This window comes from Microbulbifer salipaludis (genome assembly GCF_017303155.1).
Classification (GTDB): Bacteria; Pseudomonadota; Gammaproteobacteria; order Pseudomonadales; family Cellvibrionaceae; genus Microbulbifer; species Microbulbifer salipaludis.
This window is the reverse complement of sequence record NZ_JAEKJR010000001.1, coordinates 708,470-722,644: the sequence shown is the minus strand read 5'-3', so window position 1 is coordinate 722,644 and position 14,175 is coordinate 708,470. Positions and strand designations below refer to the sequence as shown.

Annotated in this window: 11 protein-coding genes; 7 read left to right on the top strand and 4 right to left on the bottom strand. The window is 61.4% G+C overall.

The genetic code is table 11. From position 1 onward, the window contains the following. Window positions 1-54: 54 nt before the first annotated feature. Together JF535_RS03025 and JF535_RS03020 are read right to left on the bottom strand one after the other, a co-directional pair. Window positions 55-996: a haloalkane dehalogenase gene (locus tag JF535_RS03025; protein ID WP_206998925.1), complete on the bottom strand. Its 942-nt coding sequence runs from the start codon at window positions 994-996 to the stop codon at window positions 55-57. Window positions 997-1,020: 24 nt separating this feature from the next. Then, a complete protein-coding gene (locus JF535_RS03020) occupies window positions 1,021-2,025 on the bottom strand; it encodes an NADP-dependent oxidoreductase (protein WP_206998923.1) in 1,005 nt (334 codons plus the stop codon). Between the two features lie 171 nt (window positions 2,026-2,196). Here JF535_RS03020 and JF535_RS03015 point away from each other — a divergent pair, with 171 nt between their 5' ends. The 4 genes from JF535_RS03015 (at window position 2,197) to JF535_RS03000 (ending at window position 6,471) form a co-directional block, all read left to right on the top strand. Beyond that, window positions 2,197-2,793 carry a hypothetical protein gene (locus JF535_RS03015; RefSeq protein ID WP_206998921.1) on the top strand — a complete coding sequence of 199 codons (597 nt, stop codon included), beginning with the start codon at window positions 2,197-2,199 and terminating at the stop codon, window positions 2,791-2,793. Window positions 2,794-2,868: 75 nt separating this feature from the next. Then, window positions 2,869-4,542: a sulfatase-like hydrolase/transferase gene (locus JF535_RS03010; protein ID WP_206998919.1), complete on the top strand. Its 1,674-nt coding sequence runs from the start codon at window positions 2,869-2,871 to the stop codon at window positions 4,540-4,542. Between the two features lie 30 nt (window positions 4,543-4,572). Further along, window positions 4,573-5,316 (top strand): SDR family NAD(P)-dependent oxidoreductase, encoded by a 744-nt coding sequence (locus JF535_RS03005; protein WP_206998917.1) that lies wholly within the window; start codon window positions 4,573-4,575, stop codon window positions 5,314-5,316. A 51-nt stretch (window positions 5,317-5,367) separates the two neighbouring features. Continuing rightward, window positions 5,368-6,471: an NADH:flavin oxidoreductase gene (locus JF535_RS03000; RefSeq protein WP_206998915.1), complete on the top strand. Its 1,104-nt coding sequence runs from the start codon at window positions 5,368-5,370 to the stop codon at window positions 6,469-6,471. A gap of 56 nt (window positions 6,472-6,527) precedes the next feature. On the opposite strand, the gene JF535_RS02995 is transcribed toward JF535_RS03000, so the two are convergent. Further along, a complete protein-coding gene (locus JF535_RS02995; protein ID WP_206998913.1) occupies window positions 6,528-7,937 on the bottom strand; it encodes a DsbA family protein in 1,410 nt (469 codons plus the stop codon). 131 nt (window positions 7,938-8,068) lie between these two features. On the opposite strand from JF535_RS02995, the gene JF535_RS02990 reads away from it, so the two are divergent. Further along, on the top strand, window positions 8,069-9,739 hold the full coding sequence (locus JF535_RS02990) for an AMP-binding protein (protein ID WP_242523565.1): 1,671 nt from the start codon (window positions 8,069-8,071) through the stop codon (window positions 9,737-9,739). 36 nt (window positions 9,740-9,775) lie between these two features. Further along, the gene (locus JF535_RS02985) at window positions 9,776-11,572 is read left to right on the top strand and encodes an acyl-CoA dehydrogenase C-terminal domain-containing protein (protein WP_206998903.1); all 1,797 of its coding nucleotides are present in this window, start codon (window positions 9,776-9,778) and stop codon (window positions 11,570-11,572) included. A gap of 137 nt (window positions 11,573-11,709) precedes the next feature. Here JF535_RS02985 and JF535_RS02980 read toward each other — a convergent pair whose 3' ends face one another. Then, on the bottom strand, window positions 11,710-12,882 hold the full coding sequence (locus JF535_RS02980) for a glutathione S-transferase C-terminal domain-containing protein (protein WP_206998901.1): 1,173 nt from the start codon (window positions 12,880-12,882) through the stop codon (window positions 11,710-11,712). Window positions 12,883-13,048: 166 nt separating this feature from the next. On the opposite strand from JF535_RS02980, the gene JF535_RS02975 reads away from it, so the two are divergent. Beyond that, window positions 13,049-14,131 (top strand): MBL fold metallo-hydrolase, encoded by a 1,083-nt coding sequence (locus tag JF535_RS02975; protein ID WP_206998899.1) that lies wholly within the window; start codon window positions 13,049-13,051, stop codon window positions 14,129-14,131. Window positions 14,132-14,175 lie beyond the last annotated feature (44 nt).

The following is a 14,175-nucleotide window of genomic DNA, read 5'->3' as shown; positions in this document are numbered from 1 at the left end:
GATTATTCTATTTTTTACTTTTCTATTTTTTGGGCAACCCATCTGCGCCTGGCACTACGCGGGATCGCTTGCGGCCTCGGTGGACTGGTGCACTTCGAGGAACGGCAGTATCTCCGCCACCAGTTCCTCCGGTTTATCTTCCTGGATAAAGTGGCCACCGCCACGGATGATCTTGTGCGCCTGGCCGCGGGCGCCCGGCACATGTTTCTGGAATATTTTTTCGAAGCCGCGTGACACCGGATCCCGACTGCCAAACAGGGTCAGGAAGGGCTTGTGGAACTGTTTCAGGCCGGCCCAGGTTTCCTCATTCAGCGGCACCCCAGGGTTATCCGGATGGATGGCAATAAGCTGCGGAAACTGCAATATACCGGCTTGGTAACGGCGCGCCGGGAAGGGTGCCTTGCGGTAGGCATCGAACTTCGCCTGATTGAACTCTTCGCACTGGATTGTGTTCTTAAAGGCGATTTTCCACGGGAAGGACGGCATCCAGCGCATCACGGCCAGCCAGATATCCAGGTAGCGGTTGCCGCCCTTGCCGGTGGGCACGCCAGTATTACTGGCAATGACGCGATCAAAACGCTCTGGGAATTTGGCCACCAGGTGCAGACCGATGGTGCCACCCCAGTCCTGACAGAACAGGGTAATGTTGCGCAGGTCGTTGGCGAGCAGCCATTTTTTCATCCAGTCCATGTGCCGTGCGAGGGTGTAATACTGCTTGCGTGCGGGCTTGTCGCTGCGCCCACAACCTACCAGGTCCACGGCAATAACCCGGCGCCCGCTCTGCAGCAGCCCCGGTATCATTTTGCGGTACAGGTAGGCCCAGGAAGGGTTGCCGTGCATCAGCAGGATCGGTTCAGCATCCCGCGGCCCTTCATCCACGTGGTGAATACGAATTTCCGTTCCATCGTCGTCGAGGATGGTGGTGTAGTGCGGCGCAAAGCCATAGCCCGGCAGGTTTTCGAAGCACTCGTCGGGCGTGCGCAGTATGTCCATCATTATTTCAATCTCGCGTATTTTTTGTCACACCAGCTTCAGCATCAGCTTGCCGTGGTTTTCACCGCGGTAGAGCATGTCCACCGCCTGTGGGAACTGCTCGATACCCTCGACAATATGCTCACGGAACTTGAGCTTTCCCTGCTTCTCCCAGGTCAGCAGCTCCACAAACGCCGCAGGAATTTGCTTGAGATAATCGCGCATGGTGAAACCCTGCATCAATCCGCTCTGTGCGATCAGCTGCATGTAATTGCCCGGCCCCACCATATTTTCCAGCTGCCCGTACTGGGATACCGCACCGCACAACACAATGCGTGCATGCCGGTTAATACGCGCGAGCACCGCATCCAGGGTTTCGCCACCCACACCGTCAAAGTACACGTCGATACCGTCGGGCGCGGCCGCGCTCAGGGCCGCGCCGAGACTGCCCGCGCGGTAATCGATCACCGCGTCCAGCTCCAGCTCCTCGCGTAGATAGCGGCACTTGTCCGGCCCGCCGGCAATACCCACCACACGGCAACCCTTGAGACGTGCAATCTGGCACACTACATGGCCAACCGCGCCGGCTGCAGACGACACGACCACCGTCTCGCCCGCTTGCGGCTTGCCAATATCCAGCAGGCCGAAATAGCCGGTAAAGCCGGTCATCCCCAGTCCGCCCATATAGCGGCTCAGCGGCACCAGTTGCGGGTCGACTTTGCGCAGTGTCCTGCCGTCCAGGGTGGCGTGGGTCTGGATACCGGTAAAGCCGGTACAGAAATCCCCAACTTTGAAATAGTCCGTGCGCGAGGCAATCACCTCACCGACCCCAAAGCCGCGCATCACCTCACCCGGCGGTACCGATTCAATATAACTGCGCTTGTTGGTAATCCAGCCCTTCATGGCCGGGTCGATGGATAGATAGTGGAGCCGGATCGAGACCTCGCCTTCCTTTGGCTCGGGCAGCGGGTCGTGACTGAACGCCCAGGTTTCCGCCGTTGGTAGGCCGGTGGCGGGCTTGGCGAATCGCACCTGTGTTACCTGCTCATTCATTGGAAATGCCTCTTGTCCGGGTTGCGGCTGGCGGGTGTGGGCCCGCGCCGACTTTGCATTGACTTGTGAGGCCAGTTTCCCCTATTGTCATAATTAGTGTCAATTCAATAGATTGACCGAATCGAACAGATTAGCAGGCATTCCCGCCGGCATATTGCACAGGGGTTGAGTATGGGTTCACATGCAGTCTGGATCATTGGCGGTGCACTGCTAACTTATGGCCTGTTCCATTGCTGGTATGTGGGCTTTGGCAAACGTGTATCGCCGGAGCTGCGCGACCGTATGAGGCTGGCCATGGAAAAGGTGGGCCTTCCCGAGTTTCAGCGTAGGAACATTCTCCAATTCCTCGAGCGGGACGACGGCAAAGATTTTGTGATGGTCAACCTGCTGGAACTCAAGCAGCCGCGCGCAGAATCCCGCAAAAAGCTGACCGCATACTCGAAGATATTTCTGGGGAGCCTGCTCCGGCGCGCCGGCCACCCGGTAGCAATGGCGACCGCCGCCTCCGGCAAGATCGAAAGCGTCAATGTGGCCCCGGAGCGGGATTGGGGCGTGGCCTTTCTGGTGCGCTACCGCAGCCGCACGGACTTTGCAGAGGTGATGCTCGAAACCCTCGGTAGCGAGCATCACGGGCTCAAGCTGGACGCGCTGGCCCGCACCATCGCCTTTCCCGCGGCACCCTGGTCACTGGCCGGTGGCCCGCGCATTCTGGTACCGCTGCTGATTGCCCTGCTGGCCACAATCGCGCTCTACATCAACGCAGTTTAATTCTGGGCCTGACGACGCCCGCCTGAGAAAGCACAAAACCGAAATACAGAACAAAAATACAACCACGGACCGCCCATGAAGAAACTCGCCATTACCCTTGCCCTGCTCGTGGCCGCCGGCTATGTCGGCTGGCAGAATCGACTCGACCTGCTGCTGTGGGCGGCCCCCAAACTCACCGAGCTGCGCACCCCCGTTGCCCCCAACCAGCCGGTGAACTGGCAGCAGGGGCCAGAGGTGGCCACACAGTCACCGGCAGAGCGACCGCCCAACGTGATCCTGATTCTCGCCGACGACCTGGGCTTCAATGACATCTCCCTCACCAATGGCGGCGCCGCTGATGGCAGCCTGCAGACGCCCTCCATCGACAGCCTGGCGGCCGCGGGCACCCAGTTCACCAACGGCTATGCCGCCAACGCCATCTGCGCACCCTCCCGCGCCAGTCTGATGACCGGGCGCTACTCCAGCCGCTTCGGTTTCGAGTACACCCCAATCTTCAAGCTGGGACCGCGGATTTTCCAATGGATGGAAGATCTGGAGCCAAGCGATCCACCGGTGCTGGTGGACCTGGACGTAACCGCCTCGCTGCCACCCATGGAAGAGCTGGGTATGCCGGCAGAGGAAGTCACCATCGCCGAAGCGCTCAAGCAACAGGGCTACTACACCGCCCATATCGGCAAGTGGCACCTGGGCACCGGTACCGGCATGCGCCCGGAAGAGCAGGGCTTTGACGACAGCCTGTATATGAAAGGCACCCTGTACCAGCCCGCCGACCACCCCGAGGTGGTGAATGCGCGGGTGCACGGCGACGCTATCGACAACATGATCTGGGCGACCGGCACCTACGCAGCGCAATTCAACGGCAGCGAACCCTTTGCCCCGGACGGCTACCTCACCGATTACTACACCCGCGAGGCGGTCAAGGTGATCGAAGCCAACCGCAACCAGCCCTTCTTCCTGTATCTGGCCCACTGGGGCGTGCACAACCCGCTGCAGGCGTCGCGCGCGGATTACGAAGCGCTGTCTCACATCAAGGATCACCGCCTGCGGGTCTACGCGGGGATGATCCGCGCCCTCGATCGCAGCGTAGCCAAGATCAACGCCGCACTGGAAAAGCACGGCCTCAGCGACAACACCCTGGTGATTTTTTCCAGCGACAACGGCGGTGCCGGCTACCTTGGCCTGCCGGATCTGAACAAGCCCTATCGCGGCTGGAAGCTGTCGCACTTCGAGGGCGGTACTCACGTACCCTTCCTGATGCGCTGGCCGGCACAAATTCCCGCGGGCGGCACCGTCACCGAACCAGCACACCACATTGACCTGTTCCACACCATCGCCGCCGCCGCGGACGCTCCGGTACCCGACGACCGCAAGCTCGACGGCATCGACCTGCTGCCGGCCATTCGCGGCGAGGTCGACGCAAACCTACAGCGCCCACTGTTCTGGCGGCAGGGCCACCAGCAGAGCGTGCTTTCCGAGGGCTGGAAACTAATCCGCGCCGCGCAACCGGACAAGCCCGGTGCCGGCCCGCAGAAGTTCCTGTTCCACCTCGCCGCCGACCCCACCGAACAGCGCAACCTGGCTGCTGAGCAACCGCAAAAGGTCGCCGAGCTGGAGGCGCTACTTGCAGCACACAACGCCGAGCAGGCACCGCCGGCATGGCCCAGTGCAATGCAGGCGCCGATCCTGATCGACAAGACCACCAACGAAGTTACCGAGGCCGGTGACACCTACCTGTACTGGCCCAACTAAACACGCACTGGAATATTTGGAAGCTTGACCATGAGTAACAACAAAACCGTACTGGTGACCGGCGGCTCCTCCGGCCTCGGCGCACAATTCTGCCGCACTCTGGCCGCCAACGGCTATACCGTGGTTGCCGCCGCGCGGCGCCTGGAGCAACTGCAAACCCTGTGCGCAGAAATTGAAGCGGCCGGCGGCAAGGCCTATCCGCTGGAACTGGATGTCACCGACCTGGGCGCCCTCGCCGGTGCCATCGACAAGGCGGAGGCCGTCGTCGGCCCCATCACCTGCCTGGTCAACAACGCCGGCAGCTCGGTGAGCAAGAAAGCCGTGGACATGACCCCGGAAGATTTCGATTTCGTAGTGGACCTGAACCTCAAGGCCCCGTATTTCCTCTGTACCGAATTCGCCCGCCGCTGGATCGCCAACGGCATCCAGGGCCGTATTGTGAACGTGGGCTCCGTCTCCGACCGCAAGGCAATGCCCGGACACACCGTGTACGGCACCACCAAGGCCGCCATCGCCCGCCTGACCCAGCAATTTGCCCGTGAGTGGATCAACAAGGGCATTTGCGTAAACGCACTGGCACCGGGCTATATCCGCACCGAACTCAATGCCGAATACTTTGACAGCCCCGCCGGCCAGGCGGTAACCGCGTTTATGCCGCGCCGCCGTGTGGGCAAGCCCTCCGATCTGAACAAGGCCATCCTGTACCTGTGCGAACCGGACCAGGAATTTTTAACCGGCCAGGTACTGGCACTCGACGACGGCCAGTGCCTCTAATCCGGCACGGCGCTTACCCCGAATTAGTAGATCCCCAGAGAAGTAATAACCATGAGCGAACAGAGCAACCCCCTGTTTACCCCCTTCAGCGTGAAGAGCCTGACCTTGCAAAACCGCGTGGTAATGGCGCCGATGACCCGTGATTTTTCCCCGGGCGGCATACCCGGTGACGATGTGGCCGGCTACTACCGCCGCCGCGCCGAAGGCGGCACCGGACTGATCATTACCGAGGGCACCACGGTCAACGACCCGGTAGCCAGCCTCAGCCAGCGCGTACCGGAATTTCACGGTGAAGCCGCGCTCGCCGGCTGGAAAAAAGTGGTGGGGGATGTGCACGCTGCCGGTGGCAAAATCTTCCCGCAGTTGTGGCATGTGGGCACCGCGCGGGACGCGCGTAAGTCTGCCAACCCGGAGCTGCCGAGCGCCGGCCCTTCAGGGCTGCTGAAGCCGGGCAAACAAATTGCCGAGCCCATGACCACCGCGCATATCGAGCGCGTGATCCAGGCCTTTGCCGAGGCGGCTGCCGACGCGCAGAAGCTGGGATTTGACGGCGTCGAGCTCCACGGTGCACACGGCTACCTCATCGACCAGTTCTTCTGGGAAGGCACCAACCAGCGCAGCGATGCCTGGGGCGGCAGCATGGCCAAGCGCGGGCAGTTTGCGGTGGAAATCATCAAGGCGGTGCGCGCGGCCACCGGCCCGGACTTCCCCATCATGCTGCGTTACTCTCAATGGAAGCAGCAGGACTACACCGCGCGTCTGGCACAAACGCCGCAGGAGCTGCACGATTTTCTCGCGCCCCTGGCGGATGCCGGGGTGGACCTGTTCCACTGCTCCCAGCGCCGCTACTGGGAACCGGAGTTTGAAGGGTCGGACCTCAACCTGGCTGGCTGGACCAAAGAACTCACCGGCAAGCCCACCGTGACCGTGGGCTCGGTGAGCCTGGATGGGGATTTCTTTGGTGCCTTTGCCGGGCAGTCTTCCGAGACCCGCGCCATCGACGATTTGCTGACGCGACTCGAGCGCGGCGAGTTCGATCTGGTGGCCGTAGGCCGCGCCCTGCTGCAGGACCCACAGTGGGCCAACAAAGTCCGCGATGGGCGTCTCGACGAATTGCAGTCTTTTAACGGCGAATCACTCGGCCGCCTGACCTGAGGCTGCAGGGTAAACGAATACCCGAAAGAAAGAGGACCCTGACAACAGCAGGGCCCTCAGCCTGCAGGCTCCGGCTGCTCTGCCAGCAACTGCTGGATCGCGCGGGCCACCAGCCAAAGGCGGTCCTGACCCCACACCGCGAGCCGCTCGTGGCCGCTCTGGTCGAGCAAGCGGAAACTCGGCACGCCCCACAGGCCCGCCGCGTATAGCGCCTCGCGATTACCCTCCAAAAGAGCTTCCCATTCACGCTCGCCGTGTGACGACCGCGCGTTTGCAGCGAGGAGGCTCTGCGCCTGCTGCCAATCCAGCCCGGCCTGCTCCACCACGTAACGCAGGCCCCGGTCTTTATTGGTATTGACACCCTCGGTAAACGCCGCCCGGAGGAAGCACGACAACAGCTCCACTTCGCGCCCCTGTTCACAGGCCCAGGGGTAGAGCGCATAGGCGCGGCGCACCGGGTCGCCGATGGGGTCATAGAAATCGCCGTATGCGACGCCCGCCGCGCGCGCTTCCCGTGCTGCGTCGGTAAAGATATACATACCCTTTTCGCGGGTCGCCGGCACGCCGCGCATCACCATCGGCAGCACCGGCCGCAATACCAACTTGATACCGGCGTCACGGGCAAATTCCACCACGCGGTCAAAGCACACAGCGGTGTAAGGGCTGCGCAGGGAAGGAAAGAATTCCAGGGTGAGACTGCCTGCACGCTGGGAGTCAATCGGCTCCAGTGGCGGGCGCGCTGCCAGCAGTGGGTTGGCAGGTAGATGATCCACACCCAGTTCGGCCAGGCGCCGCTCCAAATGATAGAGGCGGTCGACGCCCCAGTACCATTCATTGCCATAAAAGAACATGCCCCCGGAATAATGCTTGAGCTGGCGTCGCCGGGCATTGCCAGCGGCAATGCGCTCCGCAAGCCGATCGTCACTGGCGCTACCCCATTGATCGGCAAGTGCCTGTAGTCGCACGCGGTTACCGGCCCACAAAGCCTCTCCGACTTCTGCAGCGCAGGCCAGAAAACCACTGAGACTCTGAGCGGAAAGGATGGCGGAGGCCTGCTGCACCAGCTCCGGTGCGGGGGCTTCGTCGCCTCCGGGAAACCCCAGGCCGTAGTGCGGAGCGATCAGCGCAGCATCCACCCGCGACAGGCGTGTGAGTAATTCCGGCTCGGCTACATTGTTGCCGCTCGGAGCACTGACCAGATGAACCTCCAGCTCGATGCCATAGCGCCCAACCAGAGCGCCCAGCATTTGCGCTGCAAGGTAACTGTAGCCGTCGTCCACCTGATGAAAATACTCCACCACATGTGCCGCGCGGTCGCGCTGGCGAGCGGCTTCCGCTTTGTCCCGGCGCGCCTGCAGGCGCTGCGGCGCACACACCCGCGTCATCACCTTCGATGTCAGCCAGCGCAATAGTCGGCTGGGGTCCATCGTGGCCGCGCCACCCTGACTTTTGAATGTTTGCGCCATACTGATTTTCCTTTCGGCCTTGTATTGTCCTAGTTTATGCCATTATATTTGAAGATACTATCAAAGCGACCACGCACAGCGACCATGGCGACCAGAAACTCTGGCGGCAGTCGAGCAACCAGGAAAGAATAATGAATAGACCTTGGCAAGAGACTCTTTACCCACCAGGCGTTCCTGCAGAAATTGACCCGGATGCACACGCCTCCATCGCTGAAGTGTTTCAGGAATCGGTTAAAAAATTTCCGCAGAACCCGTCATTCATCAGCATGGGCAGCGAACTCACCTACACCCAGCTGGGAGAAAAAGCCGAGGTGTTTGCCGCTTTCCTGCAGCAGGACCTGGGGCTGGTTAAAGGCGACCGCCTGGCCATCATGGTACCCAACCTGCTGCAGTACCCCATCGCACTGTTTGGCGCGCAGTTGGCGGGCATTACCGTGGTCAACGTCAACCCGCTTTACACCGAGCGTGAACTGCGCCATCAGCTGCAGGATTCCGGTAGCAAGGCGATCGTCATTTTCGAAATCTTCGCGCACACCCTCGAGGCAGTTATCGACGATACGCCAGTGGTGAATGTAATTACCACCGGGGTGGGCGATTGCCTCGGCCTCAAGGGCAAATTGCTTAATTTTGTGGTGCGCAAAGTCAAAAAGGCGGTGCCGGCGTTCCAACTGCCCGGCGCTATCGGCTTTAACGAGGCCCTGGCCCGCGGTGCACGCCTGGACCTGTCACCGGTGACCATCTGTGGCGATGACATCGCGTTCCTGCAGTACACCGGGGGTACCACCGGTGTGGCCAAGGGCGCAGTACTGAGCCAGCGCAATATCATCGCCAACATGCTGCAGACCCGCGCCATGATCGAGCCGATTGTGGAAGAGGGCAAAGAAATAATGGTCACGGCGCTGCCGCTCTACCATATCTATGCACTCACCTGTAACTGCCTCGCCTTTATGTTCAGTGGTGGCAGCAACCTGCTGATCGCCAACCCCCGCGACCTGGACGGGTTTGTAAAAACCCTGTCCAAATATCGCTTCACTTTCTTCACCGGTGTTAACACCCTGTTCAACGGCCTGATGAATACCCCCGGCTTCGACAAGCTGGATTTCAGCGCCCTCAAGGTAAGTATGGCCGGCGGCATGGCCACCCAGCGGGCAGTGGCCGAGAAGTGGCAAGAAAAGACCGGCTGTGCCGTGCTCGAAGGCTTCGGCCTTACCGAGTGCTCCCCCTGCGTAACGGTAAGCCCCTACACCCAGGATTACTTCAGCGGCGCAATCGGTGTGCCCCTGCCTTCCACCGACGTGCGTTTGGTCGATGAAAATGGCGAGGATGTGGCCGCAGGCGAACCCGGCGAGCTGTTGGTGAAAGGGCCACAGGTCATGCAGGGCTATTACCAGCGCCCGGAGGCCACCGCCGAAGTTCTGCACGACGGCTGGCTCGCCACCGGTGACATTGCCACCCTGGGTGAGGACGGCCTGCTACGTATTGTCGACCGCAAGAAAGACATGATTCTGGTCTCCGGCTTTAACGTATTCCCGAACGAAATCGAGGAAGTGGTGGCGATGCACGAATCCATCGCCACCGCCGGTGCCATCGGTGTGCCCTGTGAGCAGACCGGAGAGAAAGTGCGCGTGTACGTGGAAGTTCATGAGGGTGAGCTGGATACCGAGGCTCTGATTGCCCACTGCCGCCAGCACCTCACCGCCTACAAGGTGCCGCGGGAATTCGAAGTGATGGATGAATTGCCAAAAACTCCTGTTGGCAAAGTGTTGCGTAAAGACCTGCGCAAACTCCTGACCGAAGCCTGATATCCAAACCACACAAAGTTTTAGAGAGTTATTGTCATGCCCGAATATAAAGCCCCGCTGCGCGATATGCAGTTTGTACTCCAGGAAGTGTTCGACTGCGAGGCCCACTATCGCAAGCTCGGTTTCGAGGATGTCGATACGGACACCATGAATGCCATTTACGAAGAAGCGGCCAAGTTTGTCGAGGACGTTGTCGCACCCCTGAACCGCATCGGCGACGAACAGGGCTGCCAGTGGAACGACGGTGAAGTGACCACGCCCGACGGCTTCAAGGAAGCCTACGAGCAGTATATGGAAGCGGGCTGGCCAACCCTGGCACAGAGCGAGGCGTTTGGTGGCCAAGGCCTGCCGCATTCGCTGCAGCAGCCGATCAGCGAAATGATATCCGCAGCCAACCACAGCTGGAGTATGTACCCGGGCCTCAGCCATGGCGCCATGGCAACGCTGGAGGCGCACGGCACCGACGCGCAGAAAGCCCGTTTCCTGCCGGCGCTGGTCGAAGGGCGCTGGACCGGCACCATGTGCCTGACCGAGCCCCACTGCGGCACTGACCTGGGCCTGCTGCGCACCAGGGCCGAAGCCAACGATGATGGCAGCTACCGCCTCAACGGCAGCAAGATTTTTATCAGTGCCGGTGACCACGACCTGGCAGAAAACATTGTGCACATCGTGCTGGCGCGCATCCCCGGCTCCCCGGCGGGTACCAAGGGCATTTCGCTGTTTATCGTGCCCAAGGTCAACGTGAGTGAAAAGGGCGAGCTCGAGGAGCGCAATGGCGTGCACTGCGCCTCCATCGAACACAAGATGGGCATCAAGGGCAGCGCCACCTGCGTACTCAATTTTGACGATGCCCGCGGCTACCTCATTGGCGAGGTCAACCGCGGCCTCAATTGCATGTTCACCTTTATGAACTCTGCGCGCCTGGGCGTAGCACTCGAGGGCGTGGCCGCTTCGGAAGCCGCCTTCCAGGGCTCACTGGCCTACGCCCGCGAGCGCCTGCAGATGCGCGCGCTGTCCGGCACCAAGAACCCGGACGGGGCGGCCGACCCGATCATCGTGCACCCGGACGTACGCCGCATGCTGCTGACCCAGAAGGCGTTTGCCGAGGGCGGCCGCGCCATGAGCGCCGACCTGTCGTTGCTGATCGACATCACCCACAAAAGTACCGACGCGGACGAGCGTGCGCGCGCGGAAGCCAAGCTGGCCCTGCTCACCCCTATTGCCAAGGCCTTCCTCACCGAGACCGGCATGGAGTCCACCAGCCACGGTGTGCAGGTGTACGGCGGCCACGGATTTATTTCCGAATGGGGCATGGAACAGCTGATGCGCGACACCAAGATTTCCTGCCTGTACGAAGGCACCACCGGCATTCAGGCACTCGACCTGCTGGGCCGCAAGGTACTGGGCAGCCAGGGCGAACTGCTGAAAGGCTTTATGCTGGAAATGGGCAGCTTCCTCGGCGACTGCAGCACTGACGAACAACTGGCTGCACACGCAGCAGTGATCGGCCAGTACCTGGAAGAACTGCAATCGCTGACCGCAACAATCGGCAAACGCGCCATGAGCAACCCGGAAGAAATTGGTGCGGCCTCGGTGGATTACCTGATGTTCGCCGGCTACGTGGTGCTCGCTTACTACTGGCTGCGCATGATGGCCACCGCACAGCAGAAACTCGCCGAAGGCAGTGGCGATGCAAATTTCTACACCGCCAAATTACAAACCGGTGCGTTTTATTTTGACCGGGTTCTGCCCCGCGCCAAGAGTCACAGTGCCTGTATCCAGAATGGTGGAGAAAGCATGATGGCGATGGCAGCAGAGCACTTTGCCTTTTAAATCCTCGTGCATGGCGGCCTCCGAGATCGCCTGGCGCCGATGCTTGGCCCCACTTTGTGGGGCCTTTTTTTGGCGCATAAAAAAGGCCGCTGAATGCGGCCTGATTATTTTTGCGGGATTCGTCGAACCCGCACCGATCAGCGCAGCGGCCCCCACACTTCAAGGTGCGCCTTGCGTTCCACACGGCGGTCGGTACGCAGGGTCAGCAGCGCTGCCAGTCCGGTCTCGGCAAACAGCGCCGCGATGGCTTCCTGTTCGGCGGCCGCTGCCGCGTCGTAGCTGTCCTGGATGCGCTGCAGCAGGTAGAAACGGTACGGCATCACCCAGGTGCACAATGGCATGCCGCGCCACTGGAACTCTGCCTTGCCGATCATACGTGTGGCGGGGTTTTCGCAACCGTTGGTACCGTCCTGCAGGTCCGGGCGCTCGCGCAACCATTGATTGGCAAAGGCCACATGCGCCTCCAGCTCCGGGAGGTATTCCTCAGCCACATAGCGCATCAGCGCCTTCAGGGTATCGGGAATGGCATCATCGGCGAACAGCGGAGCGTTTTCGCCCGCGTATTCTTCCGCGTACTCCACGACCACCTGTTCCGGCGCATGCATACGCTCCACCCAGCGCGCCACCCGCGGCGCGGTCTCGCGCATCAGCGCGGCCGGCTTGGGGTCGCGCGCCATATGCCCGTAGAGGGGGCCGGTGAGACCGTAGTCGCCGAGGGTTGGGCGGCCACCGAGCAGGTAGGGCGCAGCGGCGAGGTGCTCGGAGAACAGCGCCAGGAATTCGGCGTAAGACTGTTCGATCAGTGCGCGCGCCTCGACCGGCGCGCCGAAGCCGACCGCGGCCTTGCGCATGCGCCCGCTGGCAAACTCGAATATTTGCGTGCGCCCATCCTCATCCGTGCCGGGCGGTACCAGGCCCGCACAGAACTCATCTTTCAGAAAGGCCAGGTTTTCCTCGTCGAAGTGCCAGCGGTAGTGCATCGCCGGACGCAGCAGGCCCTCACCGCCAAACAGCTCGAACAGGTGCGCCACCGTACGTTGCAGCGGCGTATCGGGGTAGGCCGACTGGCGGTACAGGCCTTGCTGTTCGAAGTAATCGATGATGTCGGTACCGTCCTGGATCACCTCACCCGCGGCACTCTCCACCACCGGCATGATAAAACGGCCGAGCTGCGGCACGATCGCCTGCTGGAAATGCGGGTGGTTCACCCCGCATTCGGTAAACCCGATACCCTGCTTGCGCATATAGCAGCGTACCTTGGCGGTATACAGCGAAGCGGGGATTCCATACATCGTATAGGCTGAGGTCATCGAAAACTCCGGTCTGGCAATAATACGTGTGCCCGCAAGCGGACCCCACGCAGGTTTTTATTCGTATCTTTACTTCGCGGCAAATAATGGCATAAAGTATGACACAAGGTAAAGAGATCGGACTGCGTGTTTCGCACCACTGCCCGATACACACAGGAGTCACGCTGTGAATGTGAACAAAAATGTAAGCCTCACTCTCGGGGCAATTGCCGTCGCCGCTTTGATTTTATTCAGCCAGCGCGCACAAATTGCGCCGGTCCTGATGGAGCGCGCCATGCCTCGAATGATGGCCGCCGACACCGTCGCGGAACTCGGTGATGGCCTGCACGTTGCCGTGTGCGGCGCCGGCAGCCCCATGGCTGACCCGCAGCGTTCCGGTCCCTGCCTGCTGGTGATGGCCGGCGACAACCTGCTGATGGTGGATGCCGGCAGCGGCGGCGCCAAGACCATCGGCATGATGCGCCTGCCCATTGGCGAAATCGACGCGGTGCTGCTGACCCACTTCCATTCCGACCATATCGATGGCCTCGGCGAAGTGGCCACCCTGCGCTGGGCCAGCGGCGCCAACACCAGCCCCCTGCCGGTGATTGCCCCAGAAGGCGTCGAGCCGGTGGTACAGGGTTTTAACCTGGCGTATTCACACGACGTGCAGTACCGCAACGACCACCACGGCGATACCGTGGCACCCCTGTCCGGCAAGGGCATGCTGGCGCAACCGTTTGCGGTACCGGCAGATGGCGTGGGTGAAATTGTGTGGGACCGCGACGGTCTGCGCGTCACCGCCTTCCGCGTCGAGCACGCGCCGGTGGAGCCGGCCGTGGGCTACCGCTTCGACTACGCCGGCCGCAGCGTGGTGATCAGCGGCGATACCGTGCAATCGCCCAACCTGGAGCACTTCGCCAAGGGTGCGGACCTGCTGCTGCACGAAGCGCTGTCACGCAAACTGGTAGGCATCATCGAGAAGGTGGGCAAGCAAACCGGTAACGCCATCGCCGCCAAGGTGATGTATGACATCCAGGACTATCATACCGACCCGCGCGAGGCCGCCGAGAGCGCCCAGCGCGCCGGCGTTGGCCACCTGGCCCTATACCACCTGGTACCGCCACTGCGCATACCGGCTATGGAGGCGGTATTTGTGGACGGCCTCGACGAGATCTATTCCGGCCCGGTGACCGTTACCCGCGACGGCACCTTGTTCTCCCTGCCCGCCGGCAGCGACGAAATCCGCCTGGTCTCCGAAGGCCTTTGAACCCTGCGCGCCGATGCCCGCTGCAAACAATAAACCGCAGTACA